General features: G+C 61.2%; 14 protein-coding genes. 9 read left to right on the top strand and 5 right to left on the bottom strand.

Annotated elements, in window-relative coordinates:
- Positions 1-99: 99 nt before the first annotated feature.
- The 3 genes from PDO_RS06990 to PDO_RS06980 all read left to right on the top strand — a co-directional run bounded on the left by PDO_RS06990 (position 100) and on the right by PDO_RS06980 (position 3,120).
- Entirely contained in the window at positions 100-603 is a 504-nt protein-coding gene (locus PDO_RS06990) for an Lrp/AsnC ligand binding domain-containing protein (protein ID WP_007599690.1), read from the top strand.
- 133 nt (positions 604-736) lie between these two features.
- Entirely contained in the window at positions 737-1,792 is a 1,056-nt protein-coding gene (locus PDO_RS06985; RefSeq protein WP_007599688.1) for an acyltransferase family protein, read from the top strand.
- A 278-nt stretch (positions 1,793-2,070) separates the two neighbouring features.
- A complete protein-coding gene (locus PDO_RS06980; protein WP_007599686.1) occupies positions 2,071-3,120 on the top strand; it encodes a LacI family DNA-binding transcriptional regulator in 1,050 nt (349 codons plus the stop codon).
- Positions 3,121-3,254: 134 nt separating this feature from the next.
- Here the strand turns inward: PDO_RS06980 and cysN are convergent, their stop codons facing one another.
- From cysN to PDO_RS06965, 3 genes are all read right to left on the bottom strand, one after another.
- On the bottom strand, positions 3,255-4,748 hold the full coding sequence (cysN, locus tag PDO_RS06975) for a sulfate adenylyltransferase subunit CysN (RefSeq protein WP_007599685.1): 1,494 nt from the start codon (positions 4,746-4,748) through the stop codon (positions 3,255-3,257).
- A 1-nt stretch (position 4,749) separates the two neighbouring features.
- The gene (gene cysD, locus PDO_RS06970; protein WP_052023404.1) at positions 4,750-5,706 is read right to left on the bottom strand and encodes a sulfate adenylyltransferase subunit CysD; all 957 of its coding nucleotides are present in this window, start codon (positions 5,704-5,706) and stop codon (positions 4,750-4,752) included.
- Between the two features lie 208 nt (positions 5,707-5,914).
- Positions 5,915-6,661 carry a phosphoadenylyl-sulfate reductase gene (locus tag PDO_RS06965; protein ID WP_007599683.1) on the bottom strand — a complete coding sequence of 249 codons (747 nt, stop codon included), beginning with the start codon at positions 6,659-6,661 and terminating at the stop codon, positions 5,915-5,917.
- Positions 6,662-6,978: 317 nt separating this feature from the next.
- Here PDO_RS06965 and PDO_RS06960 point away from each other — a divergent pair, with 317 nt between their 5' ends.
- The 6 genes from PDO_RS06960 (at position 6,979) to PDO_RS06935 (ending at position 12,017) form a co-directional block, all read left to right on the top strand.
- Positions 6,979-7,410 carry an RrF2 family transcriptional regulator gene (locus PDO_RS06960; RefSeq protein WP_037072866.1) on the top strand — a complete coding sequence of 144 codons (432 nt, stop codon included), beginning with the start codon at positions 6,979-6,981 and terminating at the stop codon, positions 7,408-7,410.
- Positions 7,411-7,663: 253 nt separating this feature from the next.
- Positions 7,664-8,689 carry a sulfate ABC transporter substrate-binding protein gene (locus PDO_RS06955; RefSeq protein WP_007599681.1) on the top strand — a complete coding sequence of 342 codons (1,026 nt, stop codon included), beginning with the start codon at positions 7,664-7,666 and terminating at the stop codon, positions 8,687-8,689.
- Positions 8,690-8,784: 95 nt separating this feature from the next.
- Positions 8,785-9,636 (top strand): sulfate ABC transporter permease subunit CysT, encoded by an 852-nt coding sequence (cysT, locus tag PDO_RS06950; RefSeq protein WP_037072859.1) that lies wholly within the window; start codon positions 8,785-8,787, stop codon positions 9,634-9,636.
- Positions 9,626-10,495: a sulfate ABC transporter permease subunit CysW gene (cysW, locus tag PDO_RS06945; RefSeq protein WP_007599678.1), complete on the top strand. Its 870-nt coding sequence runs from the start codon at positions 9,626-9,628 to the stop codon at positions 10,493-10,495. Before cysT ends, cysW begins: the two co-directional genes overlap by 11 nt.
- A 13-nt stretch (positions 10,496-10,508) precedes the next feature.
- Positions 10,509-11,552 (top strand): sulfate/molybdate ABC transporter ATP-binding protein, encoded by a 1,044-nt coding sequence (locus tag PDO_RS06940; protein WP_007599676.1) that lies wholly within the window; start codon positions 10,509-10,511, stop codon positions 11,550-11,552.
- 93 nt (positions 11,553-11,645) lie between these two features.
- Positions 11,646-12,017: a hypothetical protein gene (locus PDO_RS06935; RefSeq protein WP_007599674.1), complete on the top strand. Its 372-nt coding sequence runs from the start codon at positions 11,646-11,648 to the stop codon at positions 12,015-12,017.
- Positions 12,018-12,081: 64 nt separating this feature from the next.
- On the opposite strand, the gene PDO_RS06930 is transcribed toward PDO_RS06935, so the two are convergent.
- Positions 12,082-13,392, bottom strand: coding sequence for a TRAP transporter large permease (locus PDO_RS06930; RefSeq protein ID WP_007599672.1), 1,311 nt, complete (start codon positions 13,390-13,392; stop codon positions 12,082-12,084).
- Positions 13,392-13,931, bottom strand: a complete 540-nt coding sequence (locus PDO_RS06925) for a TRAP transporter small permease (protein WP_007599670.1) — start codon at positions 13,929-13,931, stop codon at positions 13,392-13,394. The genes PDO_RS06930 and PDO_RS06925 overlap by 1 nt, the downstream gene beginning before the upstream one ends.
- Between the last annotated feature and the right edge of the window lie 38 nt (positions 13,932-13,969).

Here is a 13,969-nt window from a genome sequence, read left to right as displayed (position 1 = left end):
CATATCGGCGAACACTAGCAGAAGCGCACTAGGCTTTCCGCCTATCTTGGAGTAATTTACGCATCATTCTGACTTTTCTTTCTGGAGTGGACGGGCAAAATGGCTGTTGATGCTGGTGATGTTAGCGAAATTGATCATTTTGATCGCAACATCCTCGAGGTGCTGTCGAAGGATGGCAGGATTTCCGTCACGGAACTGGCCGAAAGAGTGGGCCTGTCGCGCACACCATGCCAGATTCGCATGAACCGTCTGATCGCCGACGGCTATATCGAGGGCTTCACCGCCATCATCAACCTGTCGATGCTCCAGCTCGAGCATATCGCCTTCGCCGAAGTGAAATTGACGAACACGCAGGAAGATGCGCTCCTCAAGTTCAACGCGGCTGTGCGAAAAATCAAGGAGGTCGAAGAGTGCCACATGATCGCTGGCAGGTTCGATTATCTGCTGAAGATTAGAACGCGGGATATCCGGCGCTACCGCGAGGTCTTGGGCGAACGTATCTCCAATCTTCCTTATGTAGCGAGCACGTCGACGAACGTGGCGATGGAAACGATCAAGGAAAGCGCCAGCACGGGCATCGTCGCCACGCTCGCTCCCGGCTAGGCGTTTTCACAAGGGTTCCGAAAACGGCGTCGCGCATCACCTGACGCGTTAAGCATCTTCCCGGCTTTTGCTGGATATGATTGCGTTAAGGTATAATTAACTGTGCTCGGAGGACGAAGAGCGAGCACTGGCGATGAATTACAGGTCTATTCACTATCTGCGGGCGGTTGCGGCGCTGATGGTGGTTTTCTGCCACATAGAAATTCCGCTGGCGCGTCTCGGCTATCAGGGAAGCTTGCCTGGTTTCCTCGAAGGTGGCGTCGATATCTTCTTTGTCATCAGCGGCTTCGTCATCTTTCTCTCGATCCAGTCGAAATCGGTCGGCGTCTTCGAATTCTACAAGCGCCGCATCCTGAGAATTGTCCCGCTCTACTGGATGATCACCACCTTCCTGGTGCTGGTGGCCGCTTTCGCGCCGCAGTTCCTCAAGAGCGTCCGCTTCGACACCCTACACATAGCCGCCTCCTATGCCTTCCTGCCTTACCCGTCACCGGCGGATGGATTGCTCTATCCCATCCTCGTGCCCGGCTGGACGCTGAACTACGAGATGCTGTTTTATGCCGCATTCGGCCTCAGCCTGTTGCTTGCGCCGCGTTGGCGCATCGCCGCGATCGGCTGTATGCTCATCTCTCTTCCGCTGCTTGGACTGCTGTTTCGACCCGCGTCGCCGGCCTTGGTATTCCTGACCTCGACCATTCTTCTCGAATTTCTGTTCGGCGTCCTGATTGCCTGGGCGCTCTGCAACAGGTCCGGCTCGCGCATCGGTGGAACAGGGCTTCTGCTTTTCGGCATGCTGCTGTTTGTCGCCGCTCCCGTGATCGCGCAACACGTCCCGCTGCAGCGCTTCGTGCTTCTCGGCATTCCGGCCGCCATGATCGTTTCCGGCGCCCTGCTGCTGGAAAAGGTTGTCGCGCTGCCGGCATGGCGATTGCCCAGTCTGCTCGGTGACTCGTCCTATTCCCTCTATCTCACCCATGGCATCGTGCTCTCCGCCATCGGGCAGCTTTGGCTGCGATTGCCTTTTGGCAATGGCGGGTTTTCCCTTGCCGCCTTCAGTATCCTCGCTCTGCTGGCCTGTGTGCTGGGTGGGGTTTTGGTCTACCGTCTCATCGACGAACCGCTGCAAAAGCGCTTGCGTGCAGGCGCCAAAACCAACCGCCCAATCGAGCAGGCAATCGCCGCCCGATAAGGCGCAACACCTTGCCATCCCGGCGAAAAAAACCGTGTCATACACGGCCGGACAGCATCCTCCAGACCGATTTTTGCATGGTACCGGTTGTAGGTGCCGGTTGCGGCAGAGCATGTTGCAGGCCGCCAAAACGGGTCGATTTATGTGTATATCGCGCTAAGCATTTGCGACGGCTGATATTTTCGGGCACTCTTGGATACACATGATGCGTTCCGGGTATTCGACCTTGCAAAGGCGGATGCAATGTCAGGCTGTGGATTGAGCCGGGTGCGAAGCCTATGAGTTTTGGGACAAGAAGACGGCGCCAGCGCCGCGATAAAGTGACCCTGTCCGATGTCGCCCAGGCCGCTGGGGTCAGCGCTATTACCGTGTCGCGGGCCTTGCGCGATCCCGACAAGGTATCGCCGAGCCTGCGCGACATGATCCTGAAGACCGTCGAGGATATGGGTTATGTGCCCGATCTTGCGGCCCGGGCGCTCGCCAGCAAGAACAGCGGTATTATCGGCGTCATGTCGCCCTCGCTGACCAATTATGCCTTCATCGCCGTCATGCGCGGCATTGAGGACCGCGTCCGGTCCACCGATCTGCGCATCCAGTATGCCAATCCCGATTACGACAAGCAGGATGAGGTCCACCAGCTGCGGCTGTTCCTCACCCAGAACCCCGCCGGTATCATCTACACGGGCCTGTCGGAAAACGACGAGCTGAACAGCATGCTGCGCGCCGCGCAGTGTCCCGTCGTCGAGATCATGGATGTCAGTGGCGATCCGCTGGAAATGGCGATCGGTGTCGACCACCGTGCCGCGGCCGAAGTCGCCACCCGCCATCTGGTGCACAAAGGATATCGTCGCATCGCGCTGCTGGGCGGCCGGTGGGACGTCCGCTCACGGCGCAGGCTGGAGGGCTATCGTGCCGTGTTGGAAGAGGCCGGGATCTATGATGCCGCGCTCACCCTGTCGGTCGATGGCCATACAAGCGTTGCCCTCGGCGCGCATCTGCTCGAGCGCCTGATGACCGAACATGCCGATGTCGACGGCGCGCTGTGCCACAATGATGACGTGGCACTCGGCGTCCTGTTCGAATGCCAGCGACGCGGCATCGCCGTTCCGGACGCCTTCGGTCTCTGTGGTTTCAACGATCTGGACTATGCCGGCGTTGCCTGTCCGTCGATCACCTCGGTGCGCATCCCGCGCTACGAGATCGGCTACCGTGCCGTCGACATGCTGCTGAGAGCCACCGGCGAGGGCGCTCCGCCGCCGAGCTTGGTCGATCTCGGCTTCAACCTAATCGAGCGCCAGTCGACGGCCCGGCGATTGCTGGTCGGTTGACCCGTCGTCTCCACTCGCATGGCCAATACGACCTAAAGTGACAAAGGCCGCAAACATGACCCTGTCGGGTGCATGGTTGCGGCCTTTGTATTGTCGAAATGTTTCAGGCTGAACGTGTCAGCCTGTTTGCCTTGTTATCCGTCGATATCGTCGAACAGGTCGCGCGCTTCGGCGGTCGTCAGCCGGCGGGTTTCCACTTCATCGCGGCGATTGGACAGAAGCTCGGTCGCCAGCAGCTGTTCGGCCAGATCCGCCGGCAGCGACAGGATAACCCGACCTTCATGGGCATGCAGCCCGCCGAGTTCGGTGCGCTTGGCGGTAATCATGCCGCCGGCCACCGTGTTGTTGCTGTCCGGATCGATCAGGATGAAGGCGCCGGTGGCGCGGTTCTGGTCATAGGGGTCGAAGATCGCGGCCTCGTCGAAGGACAGGTGAACCTTGCCGATGGCGTTCATCTGCAGCATTTCGGTCGAGATCCATTTGCCGCTCTTCAGGTCGAGTTGCGACACCGGTTCGACCTGCACGCGCTGGCGGCGTGAACCGGCCTTCAGCCAGTAGCGTTTGCCGGGCACGATGCCGTCCGGCTGCAGCGCCACCATTTGCGCGTCAAACGCAAGGCCGGTCTGCGGCTGGGCGTCGAGCGAGACGATCATGTCGCCGCGCGCCACGTCAACCTGCCGGTCGAGCACCAGCGTGATCGCATCGCCGGCAACGGCCGCGTTACGCACCAGGTCGAAGGTGACGATCTGCTTGACATTGGCAAGCTGGCCCGACGGCAGGATCGCCACGCTGTCGCCCGGCTTCACGGCGCCGCCGGCAACTGTGCCCTGATAGCCGCGGAAGCTTTCACCCGGACGCGAGACGCGCTGCACCGGCAGACGGAAACCGGTCGACTGGCCGGTCCGCAATGTTGCCAGTTCCAGCGTTTCGACCAGTGTCGGACCTTCATACCACGGCATCACCGCGTCAGCGGCATAGACGACGTTTTCGCCCTTCAGCGCCGACATCGGGATCGCGGTCACCTGACGCACGCCGAGCGACAGCGCCAGGGCCTTGAAATCATGGTTGATCTGCTCGAACACCGCCTTGTCATAGCCGACCAGGTCGAACTTGTTGACCGCCAGCACGAACTGCTTGATGCCCATCAGCGAGGCGATGGTCGCGTGGCGGCGGGTCTGCTCCAGCAGGCCGGTGCGCGCATCGACCAGCAGTACTGCAAGATCGGCCGTCGAGGCCCCGGTTGCCATGTTGCGGGTATACTGTTCATGGCCGGGCGTGTCGGCGACGATGAACGAGCGGCGGTCGGTGGCGAAATAACGATAGGCGACATCGATGGTGATGCCCTGTTCGCGCTCCGCCTGCAGACCATCCAGCAACAGCGCGAAGTCGGGCAGGCCGAGGTCGTTCTGCTTGCCGCTGTCGCGGTTAAGCGCTGCTGCCTGGTCTTCCTTGACCGCCTTGGTGTCCCAGAGCAGGCGACCGATCAGCGTCGACTTGCCGTCATCGACGGAGCCGCAGGTGATCAGGCGCAGCGGGCGCGTATCGCGGCTGATGACGGCTGGTTCCACCAGAGGCGCGACGGACGACGAAGCGGCGGCGGCGAGGGCTGTATTGGCTTGAGCAGTCATCTCAGAAATATCCTTCGCGTTTCTTCTTTTCCATCGACCCGGCCTGGTCGCGGTCGATGGCCCGGCCCTGACGCTCGGACACGGTGGCAATCTCGAGCTCGGCGATCACTTCGTCGAGCGTGGTGGCGTCGGACTTGATCGCGCCGGTCAGCGGCCAGCAACCGAGCGTGCGGAAGCGGATCATGCCTTCCTGAACCTCTTCGTCCGGCAGCGCTTCGAAGCGCGGATCCTCGGCCCAGAGCAGCATGCCGTCGCGTTCGACGAACTTGCGGTTCTTCGCATAGTAGAGCGGCGGCAACGGGATGTTCTCCGCCTGGATGTAGCGCCAGATGTCGACTTCGGTCCAGTTCGACAGCGGGAAGGCGCGCACGCTTTCGCCGCGCCGAACCATGCCGTTATAGATGTTCCACAGTTCAGGGCGCTGGTTGCGCGGGTCCCATTTGTGGTCCGGCGTGCGGAACGAATAGATCCGTTCCTTGGCGCGGCTCGCTTCCTCGTCACGCCGCGCACCACCGAAGGCGGCATCATATTTGCCGGCGTCCAGCGCCTGACGCAGCGATTCTGTCTTCATGATGTCGGTATGGTAGGACGAGCCATGGGTAAACGGCGAAATGCTCTCCGCCGCCCCGCGCGGGTTGATATGCACGAGCAGGTCCAGATCGAACTTTTCCGCCATTTCGTCGCGAAACGCGATCATTTCCGGAAACTTCCAGCCGGTATCGACATGCAGCAGCGGAAACGGCACGCGGCCGGGGAAGAAGGCCTTGCGCGCCAGATGCAGCAGCACGGACGAATCCTTGCCGATCGAATAGAGCATCACCGGACGCTCGAATTCGGCTGCCACTTCGCGAAAGATATGGATCGCTTCATTTTCCAGCGCCTTCAGATGCGGATCAAGCGGCGGTTTGCTTGCTGCATCCTTGGAATGCGGATCGAATTCGGATGTGTGTACGTGCATCTGTCTATCTGCCTTGATGGCCATCAGCGATGGCATTTCGTGGACCCCCCTCTGCCCTGCCGGGCATCTCCCCCACAAGGAGGGAGATCACGTCCCGCCACTGTCTCGACCTCGAGACTTGGTGAGGCGGTGTCTGTCTGGCTCTTCGATCTCCCCCCTTGAGGGGGAGATGTCGCGAAGCGACAGAGGGGGGTAAATTCTGGCTCTGCTAGGCCGGCGTCGGTATCGCCGAGGCCGTAGCCTCCGGCACATGCAACCCGCATTCGCGCTTTTCGTCGTTTTCCCACCACCAGCGGCCGGCCCGTTCCGGTTCTCCTGGCTTGATGGCGCGTGTGCAGGGTTCGCAGCCGATCGACGGATAGCCGCGGGCATGCAGCGGGTTGATCGGTACGCTTTCCGTCTCGACGTAAGCGTTGATCGCCTCGATCGACCAGTCGGCCAGCGGGTTGATCTTGATCAGATCGCGCTCGGCATCATATTCGGCAAACGGGGTTGCTGCGCGGTTGCCGGATTGCGAGCGGCGCAAGCCCGTCACCCAGAAGCGGGCGCCGTCAAGCGCCTCGGCCAGGGGAACCAGCTTGCGCACATGACAGCAGGCATGGCGCGCTTCGACGCTCTCGTAAAAGCCGTTCAGGCCGAATTTTGCCGCATAGGCGTCGACATCGTCCTGCTTCGGGGTGAAACGCTGGATGGCGATGCCGAAACGGTCTTCGGTCTCGGCGATCAGGTCCACGGTCTCCTTGAACAACCGCCCGGTCTCGAGCGTCGACACATCGATCGGCAACCGCGCCAAGCCGATCGCCGCCGTGATCACCTGATCCTCGATGCCGAGGCTGGTGGTGAACACGGCGCGTCCTTCATGGGCGGCGACAATGCGAAGACGTTCGGTCAGGTCGGCTTTTTCCAGCGTCGCGTTGAGAGCGCTGGCGAGTTCGGCATTGCTTGGAAGGTTCATCTGATTGTTCCTGCTACAGGCGTGCATTATCCTGTAAACGGGTGGCCACGAACAGGAATTGCCTTTCACGCACATGCACAGAAAGAGCAAATATCTCTCCCCAGCGCTGCAAACACGGGATTTCGTCCCGCGCAACCGACGCGGCCGTTCTGGACGGCGCCACGGTTTTCGGGCTCCGGGTCGGCTTCGTCGTGGCAACAGGACCAGGATTGGTCCCTGAAACACGGGAGAGGCGGAAATGGACATTTGAACCCATGGCGGATTTCGGCTATTGCGACATCGTGCGGACGCCGGTCCGCATAAGCCGGTGTTCTGTGATGATTTCCCAACGAGCCAAATATGCGCTACGGGCGCTCAGTGTTCTGGCACGCGCCGCGCCGGGCGAGCCGGTGCAGATTCCGGACATTGCCGAACAGCAGCGCATCCCGAAGAAGTTTCTCGAGCAGATCCTGCTCGAACTGAAGCGTGCCGGCATCGTCGAAAGCAAGCGTGGCAAGCAGGGCGGTTATCTCCTGCTGCGGGCAGCTAGCGACATTACCTATGGCGAGGTCCTACGTCTGGTTGACGGGCCTGTGGCGCCTTTGCCCTGCTTGTCGCTCTCGGCCTATCGGCGTTGTGAGGATTGCGCCGGCGAACAGGATTGCGAAGTCCGCCACGTCTTTTCCCGTGTTGCCGACGAGACGCGCGCCGTGCTCTTTTCGACCAGTCTTGCCGATGCGGTCTCTACGCGTCATCCGGAACTGGCCTGAGCCCAGCACCGGACACCACAGCCTGTCCCGGAATCTGGTTGGCGCTTTTCCATGTCGTTCAGTCCTGCTGACATTTTGTAGCCAGGCATATTTGCGGATTTTTCCACCCCGATCGGCGTCTCCCAGGGCAAGTCCATTCTGCACCAGCCCCTCGGCTGGGGTACGGTTTTGTTATTTCGTGCCTCTCGTTGACTAACCCTACTTGTCCGGTAGTCTTAACATTATCGAAACATCGAGATGAGGAGGACGACGCATGATAAGCATCCTGAAACGGCTGAGTGCTTTGCTGATTGGCCTGGGGCTGACAGCGGGTTCGATCGCTCCGGCATTTGCCGATACCCAGTTGCTCAATGTCTCCTACGATCCGACGCGGGAATTCTACAAGGAATATAACGAGGCCTTCGCCAAGCATTGGCAGGAGACAGCGGGTGAGGCGGTGACGATCCGCCAGTCGCATGGCGGTTCCGGCAAGCAGGCCCGCGCCGTGATCGACGGCCTCGACGCCGATGTGGTGACGCTCGCCCTTCAGGGCGACATCGATGCCATCGTCGAAAACACCGGCAAGATCGCCAAGGACTGGCGCGGCCGCTTCGAAAACAACTCCTCTCCCTATACCTCGACCATTGTCTTTCTGGTTCGCAAGGGCAATCCGAAGGGCATCAAGGACTGGGGCGACCTGATCAAGGGCGACGTGCAGATCGTCACGCCGAACCCGAAGACCTCCGGCGGCGCCCGCTGGAACTATCTGGCCGCCTGGGCCTGGGCGCACAAGGAATTCGGTGGCGACGAAACGAAGATCCGTGACTACATCACCGAGATCTTCCGCCGCGCGCCGGTCCTCGACACCGGTGCCCGCGGATCGCTGACCACCTTTGCCCAGCGCGAGATCGGTGACGTCCTGTTGTCTTGGGAAAACGAGGCGCATCTGGCCGGACAGGAATTTGGCGCCGATGCCTTCGAGATCGTCACCCCGTCGCAGTCGATCCTGGCTGAGCCGCCGGTTGCCGTGGTCGATGGCAATGTCGATGCCAAGGGCACGCGCAAACAGGCCGAAGCCTATCTTGGCTATCTCTACTCCGAAGAGGGCCAGCGCCTCGCTGCCAAGCATTTCTACCGCCCGTCCAAGCCAGAGCTTGTGCCGGCGGATGCTCTGGCAGCCCTTCCGAAGATCGATCTCGTGACGATCGATGATCCGATCTTCGGCGGATGGGCCAAGGCGCAACCGACCCATTTCGGCGATGGCGGCGTCTTCGACCAGATCTACAAGCCGGCACGCTGACAGCAATTCCTCCCCGGACCAGGCCCCGACCTCGAGATTCGAGGCCGGGGCTTGCGAGTGCGGAGAGATCAGGCATCATCACTTCGGGATATGGAATGACGGGACGGCTCATGAAGAACTGGCGACAGCCAAGCATACTGCCAGGATTTGGCCTGACGCTTGGCTATACGATTACCTATCTCACCTTGATCATCCTGATCCCGCTCGCCGCGCTCGTGGTGCGAACGGCATCGCTCGGCTGGGCTGATTTTTTCGCCGTCGTGATGGACGAGCGTACCCAGCTGGCACTGCGCACATCCTTCGGCGCAGCGCTGATTGCCGCTGCCGTCAACGTCGTCTTCGGCGTCGTCGTCGCCTGGGTCCTAGTGCGTTATGATTTCCCCGGTCGCCGCCTGCTCGATGCGATTGTCGATCTGCCGTTTGCCCTGCCGACGGCGGTCGCCGGTATCGCGCTGGCGGCACTTTACGCCAAGAACGGCTGGATCGGCAGCCTGCTCGATCCGCTCGGCATCAAGGTTGCCTTCACCCCACTCGGCATCGTCATTGCGCTGATCTTCATCGGCCTGCCCTTTGTCGTGCGCACGGTGCAGCCGGTGATGGAAGAGCTCGACCGAGAGGTCGAGGAGGCGGCAGCGACGCTTGGTGCCAGTCGTTTCCAGACGATCCGCCGGGTGGTATTGCCCAGCCTGACGCCCGCCATCCTGACCGGCTTTGCGCTCGCCTTTGCCCGCGCCGTTGGCGAATATGGCTCGGTCATCTTCATCGCCGGCAACATCCCCTATGTGTCGGAGATAGCGCCGCTCCTCATCGTCATCCGGCTGGAAGAGTTCAATTATGCCGGCGCGACGGCCATTGCCTCGATCATGCTGATCATCTCGTTTGCCATGCTGCTGTTCATCAACCTGCTGCAGATGTGGAGCCGCCGGAGATATGCCAATGTCCGCTGAAACAAGCACATCCCGCCGCTTCCGCGATGCGGCGACGGAAACGCCGCTGGCACGTTACATTCTGGTTGCGATTGCCGTCGGCTTCATGGCGTTGATCCTGCTGATGCCGCTGCTTCTGGTCTTCATCGAGGCGTTCCGCCAGGGCATTCCGGCCTTTTTCGAGGCGCTTGGCGACGTCGATGCGCTGGCCGCCATCCGGCTGACCCTGTTGGTGGCCGCGATTGCCGTGCCGCTCAATCTGGTCTTCGGCGTCTCGGCCGCCTGGGCGATCGCCAAGTTCGAATTCAAGGGCAAGACCTTCCTGACCACCCTGATCGACCTGCCGTTCTCGATCTCGCCGGTCATCTCCGGCCTGGTCTATGTCCTGCTCTTCGGCGCCAACAGCTATCTCGGCCCGATCCTCAAAGGCTGGGGCATCGAGATCCTGTTTGCCGTGCCCGGCATCGTGCTCGCCACGGTGTTCGTCACCTTTCCCTTTGTCGCCCGCGAACTGATCCCGCTGATGCAGGAACAGGGCACCGGCGACGAGGAAGCGGCCCTGTCGCTCGGTGCCAATGGCTGGCAGACCTTCTGGTATGTCACGCTTCCCAATATCAAATGGGGCCTGCTCTATGGCGTGCTGCTCTGCAATGCCCGCGCCATGGGCGAGTTCGGCGCCGTCTCGGTCGTCTCCGGCCATATCCGCGGCCTGACCGAAACCATGCCGCTGCATGTCGAGGTCCTCTACAACGAATACAATTTCGTCGCGGCCTTCGCGGTCTCGACGCTGCTCGCTCTCCTTGCCCTGGTCACGCTCGCGCTGAAGACGATCCTCGAGATCCGTTACGGCGAACAGCTGTCGGCAAGCCGTAAACATTGAAAGGTCAGTCCCGATGGATGTCACGATCAACAATATCCGCAAGGATTTCGGCCAGTTTCCGGCACTGCACGATGTCTCGCTCTCGGTCGGCACCGGCGAGCTGATCGCGCTGCTCGGGCCCTCCGGCTCCGGAAAGACCACGCTATTGCGCCTGATCGCCGGCCTCGAACAGCCGACCGAAGGGCGGATCTTCTTCGGCGGCGAGGATGCCTCGCACAAGAGCGTGCAGGAACGCCATGTCGGTTTCGTCTTCCAGCACTATGCGCTGTTTCGCCACATGACCGTCGCCGACAACATTGCCTTCGGCCTTAAGGTGCGGCCGAGGGCAACCCGCCCGCCCGCTAACGAGATCAAGACGCGCGTCGCCGATCTCCTCGACATGGTCCAGCTTACAGGGCTCGAAAAGCGCTATCCGGCCCAGCTCTCCGGCGGCCAGCGCCAGCGCGTGGCACTCGCCCGCGCCATGGCGATCGAACCCTCCGTCCTGCTGCTCGACGAACCCTTCGGCGCGCTCGACGCCAAGGTCCGCAAGGACCTGCGCCGCTGGCTGCGCGAATTCCACGACCGCACCGGCCACACCACCTTCTTCGTCACCCACGACCAGGACGAGGCGCTGGAACTGGCCGATCGCGTCGTCGTCATGAGCCAGGGCAAGGTCGAACAAATCGGCACCGCCGACGATGTCTATGACCGTCCGAACTCGCCCTTCGTCTTTTCCTTCATCGGCGAGAGTTCGCATGTGCCGGTCACGTTGAAAGCCGGCGAGATCCTCTTCCAGGGCGAAAGCATCGGCCTGTCCGAACAGGGGGGCGACTGCGACGGTACATTGTTTTTCCGTCCGCAGGACGTTGTCCTGACCGATCATTCCAATGCGCTCTCCGGCAAGGTGACCGCCAGCCGCCGCCTCGCCGGCACCCGCATTGCCGAGATCGATATTTCCGGCAGCGGCGAGGCCCATCACATCGAGATCGAGGTCCCGCTCGAAGCCACTGTCGTCGTCGGCGGCGACCTCAGCTTCCGCCCGACCAGCTGGAAGATCTTTCGCGATGCTGCGTAAGTATCAAATGATCAGATACTGACGAACGTCAGTTCCTTTTCAGCAAATACACGCGGTGGTATAGTTCTCCTGTTCAAAAGGGGGAACACGCACATGCCTATGCTTTCCATCTGGTTTTTCCGGACTGCAATCCTGTTTCTGATCGCCGGGATCTGTCTGGGTCTCTATATGTCGATCACCCATGAATTCGCGGCGACCGGCGCCCATGCGCATATCAACCTGCTCGGCTGGGTGACGATGGCGATCTTCGGGATCTATTACGCACTCAATCCCGTCCAGGCCGCAAGCCGGATCGCGCGGCTGCAATATTTCATCTACACGCTCGGAATTCTGGTGATGGCGCCGTCGCTGTTTCTGATGTTGAGCGGAAATCCAGCCATGGAGCCGCTGGTGGCGATTTCGTCGCTGGTGACCTTCTCCGGCGTGCTGCTTTTCGCCTTCATCCTGTTTACCCGCAAGGCCTGAAACCGGGATCGGCTCTGTCCGTAGAAATCAGCCGGCGCCTCGTCGAGACGCCGGCTGTTCGTGCTCACACGAGGAAGATCGAGATGATCGGAAAGGCCGTCAGAAGAATGATGCGCAGCAGGTCGGCGGTGACGAAGGGCGTGATGCCCTTGTAGGTCTCGCGCATCGGCACATCCTTCGCCATGGCCGATATGATGAACAGGTTGAGCCCGACGGGTGGCGTTATCATGCCGATCTCGGCCACCATCAGCACCAGGATGCCGAACCAGATGGCGAAGTGCTCGGGGCTCAGGCCGAAATCCATCGCAGTCACGATCGGAAAGAAGATCGGGATGGTCAGGATGATCATCGACAGCGAATCCATGATGCAGCCGAAAATGATGTAGAGGATCAGGATGATGATCAGCACGGTCATCGGGGCGAAGCCCTGCGCCGTGACCCATTCCGCGCCGAGCTGCGGCAGCCGCGAGAAGGCGAGGAACGAGTTGAACACCGAGGCGCCGAGCACGATGAAGAAGATCATGCCGGTCGAGACCGCCGTTTCCTTGAAACAGTCAAACAGCGCGCCTTTGCTCAACCCGCCGGCCTGCCAGGCGACCAGACCTGCGCCCGTGGCGCCGATCGCGGCTGCCTGTGTCGGCGTGAACCAGCCGAGATAGATGCCGCCGACGACGAGGAAGAAGATCGCCACGACCGGCCAGACCGCGATCAGCGCCGGCACGCGCTCGGCCCAGGGAATGCGTTTGGCCTGGCCGGCACTTTCCGGCTTGAGACGCACATAGATGGCGATCACCAGCAGGTAGGAGATTGCCGCAATGATGCCCGGAACGAAGGCGGCGAGGAACAGCTTGGCGATGTTCTGCTCGGCGAGGATCGCATAGATCACCAGCACGACCGAAGGCGGGATCAGGATGCCGAGCGTACCGCCGGCGGCAAGCGTCGCCGTCGCCAGCCCGCCGTCATAGCCGTTGCGCTTCAGTTCCGGCAGGGCGACCTGCGCCATCGTGGCAGCTGTTGCCAGCGACGAGCCGCAGATCGAGCCGAAGCCGGCACAGGCGCCGACGGCGGCCATGGCAACGCCGCCCTTGCGATGGCCGAGAAAGGCGGCGGCTGCGTTGAACAGCGCCTGGCTCATGCCGCCCCGCGCCGCAAACTGGCCCATCAGCAGGAATAGCGGAATGATCGACAGCGAATAATTAGCATTGGTCGACCAGGGCAGGGCTTTCAGCTGCGACAGGATCGGCGTCCACTTGCCGAGCACCAGAAAGGTACCGATCACGCCGGTGCCGAGCATGGCGGCGGCAATCGGGACGCGCAGGAAAATCAGAAGAATGAGGACGGGAAAGGACCAGAGCCCGATTTCAACACTGCTCATCAATGGGCTCCAAGCGATGCGACGATGGTCCGGCCGCTTTTGATCTCGCGGATATCGGACAGGATGATGTAGAGGCAGACGAGGAGATTGGCGATCATCAGGACAAGCGCCATGGCAAAGCCCCACCAGACGGGCAGCAGCAGCAGCGCCGTCGTCTCGCCGTTTTCGAATTTGTCGAATGTTCCGACGGCATGACGCCAAGTCAAGAGGCCGATCAGGACCGCGATGATGATGTCGCCAATTAGCTGGGTCCAGTTCATCGCCTTCGAGCCGAAGGCGGAAATCAGGATGTCGACGCCGACATGGCCACGCTTCAGCTGGCAGAACGGCATGAAGGCAAAGACGGCGAGGCCGCACAGCGCCTCGACAAGCTCGATCTCGCCGGGCAGCGGCTTGAACGCTAGACTGCCCAGGATCGACAGGCCGGTCAGGATGCAGGCCGCGACGAGGCAGAAACCGCCGAAGGCAACGAGAACGCTGGCAAGCCGCTCGCAGGCATGTTTCAGGCGTTCAAAGCTGGTTTGGGAGAAGGTGGCCATCAGGCATCCTCGACTTGATGTGAAAATCCGGGCGCCGC

Source organism: Rhizobium sp. PDO1-076 (assembly GCF_000247475.1).
GTDB lineage: Bacteria > Pseudomonadota > Alphaproteobacteria > Rhizobiales > Rhizobiaceae > Allorhizobium.
The sequence above is the reverse complement of the archived record's forward strand: the minus strand, read 5'-3'. Positions and strand labels throughout refer to the sequence as shown.

Excerpts from the sequence above, each read along its gene's own strand:
- PDO_RS06990 (WP_007599690.1), top strand. The coding sequence starts at position 100 with ATGGCTGTTGATGCTGGTGATGTTAGCGAAATTGATCATTTTGATCGC.
- PDO_RS06985 (WP_007599688.1), top strand. The coding sequence starts at position 737 with ATGAATTACAGGTCTATTCACTATCTGCGGGCGGTTGCGGCGCTGATG.
- PDO_RS06980 (WP_007599686.1), top strand. The coding sequence starts at position 2,071 with ATGAGTTTTGGGACAAGAAGACGGCGCCAGCGCCGCGATAAAGTGACC.
- cysN (WP_007599685.1), bottom strand. The coding sequence starts at position 4,748 with ATGACTGCTCAAGCCAATACAGCCCTCGCCGCCGCCGCTTCGTCGTCC.
- cysD (WP_052023404.1), bottom strand. The coding sequence starts at position 5,706 with ATGCACGTACACACATCCGAATTCGATCCGCATTCCAAGGATGCAGCA.
- PDO_RS06965 (WP_007599683.1), bottom strand. The coding sequence starts at position 6,661 with ATGAACCTTCCAAGCAATGCCGAACTCGCCAGCGCTCTCAACGCGACG.
- PDO_RS06960 (WP_037072866.1), top strand. The coding sequence starts at position 6,979 with ATGATTTCCCAACGAGCCAAATATGCGCTACGGGCGCTCAGTGTTCTG.
- PDO_RS06955 (WP_007599681.1), top strand. The coding sequence starts at position 7,664 with ATGATAAGCATCCTGAAACGGCTGAGTGCTTTGCTGATTGGCCTGGGG.
- cysT (WP_037072859.1), top strand. The coding sequence starts at position 8,785 with ATGACGGGACGGCTCATGAAGAACTGGCGACAGCCAAGCATACTGCCA.
- cysW (WP_007599678.1), top strand. The coding sequence starts at position 9,626 with ATGTCCGCTGAAACAAGCACATCCCGCCGCTTCCGCGATGCGGCGACG.
- PDO_RS06940 (WP_007599676.1), top strand. The coding sequence starts at position 10,509 with ATGGATGTCACGATCAACAATATCCGCAAGGATTTCGGCCAGTTTCCG.
- PDO_RS06935 (WP_007599674.1), top strand. The coding sequence starts at position 11,646 with ATGCCTATGCTTTCCATCTGGTTTTTCCGGACTGCAATCCTGTTTCTG.
- PDO_RS06930 (WP_007599672.1), bottom strand. The coding sequence starts at position 13,392 with ATGAGCAGTGTTGAAATCGGGCTCTGGTCCTTTCCCGTCCTCATTCTT.
- PDO_RS06925 (WP_007599670.1), bottom strand. The coding sequence starts at position 13,931 with ATGGCCACCTTCTCCCAAACCAGCTTTGAACGCCTGAAACATGCCTGC.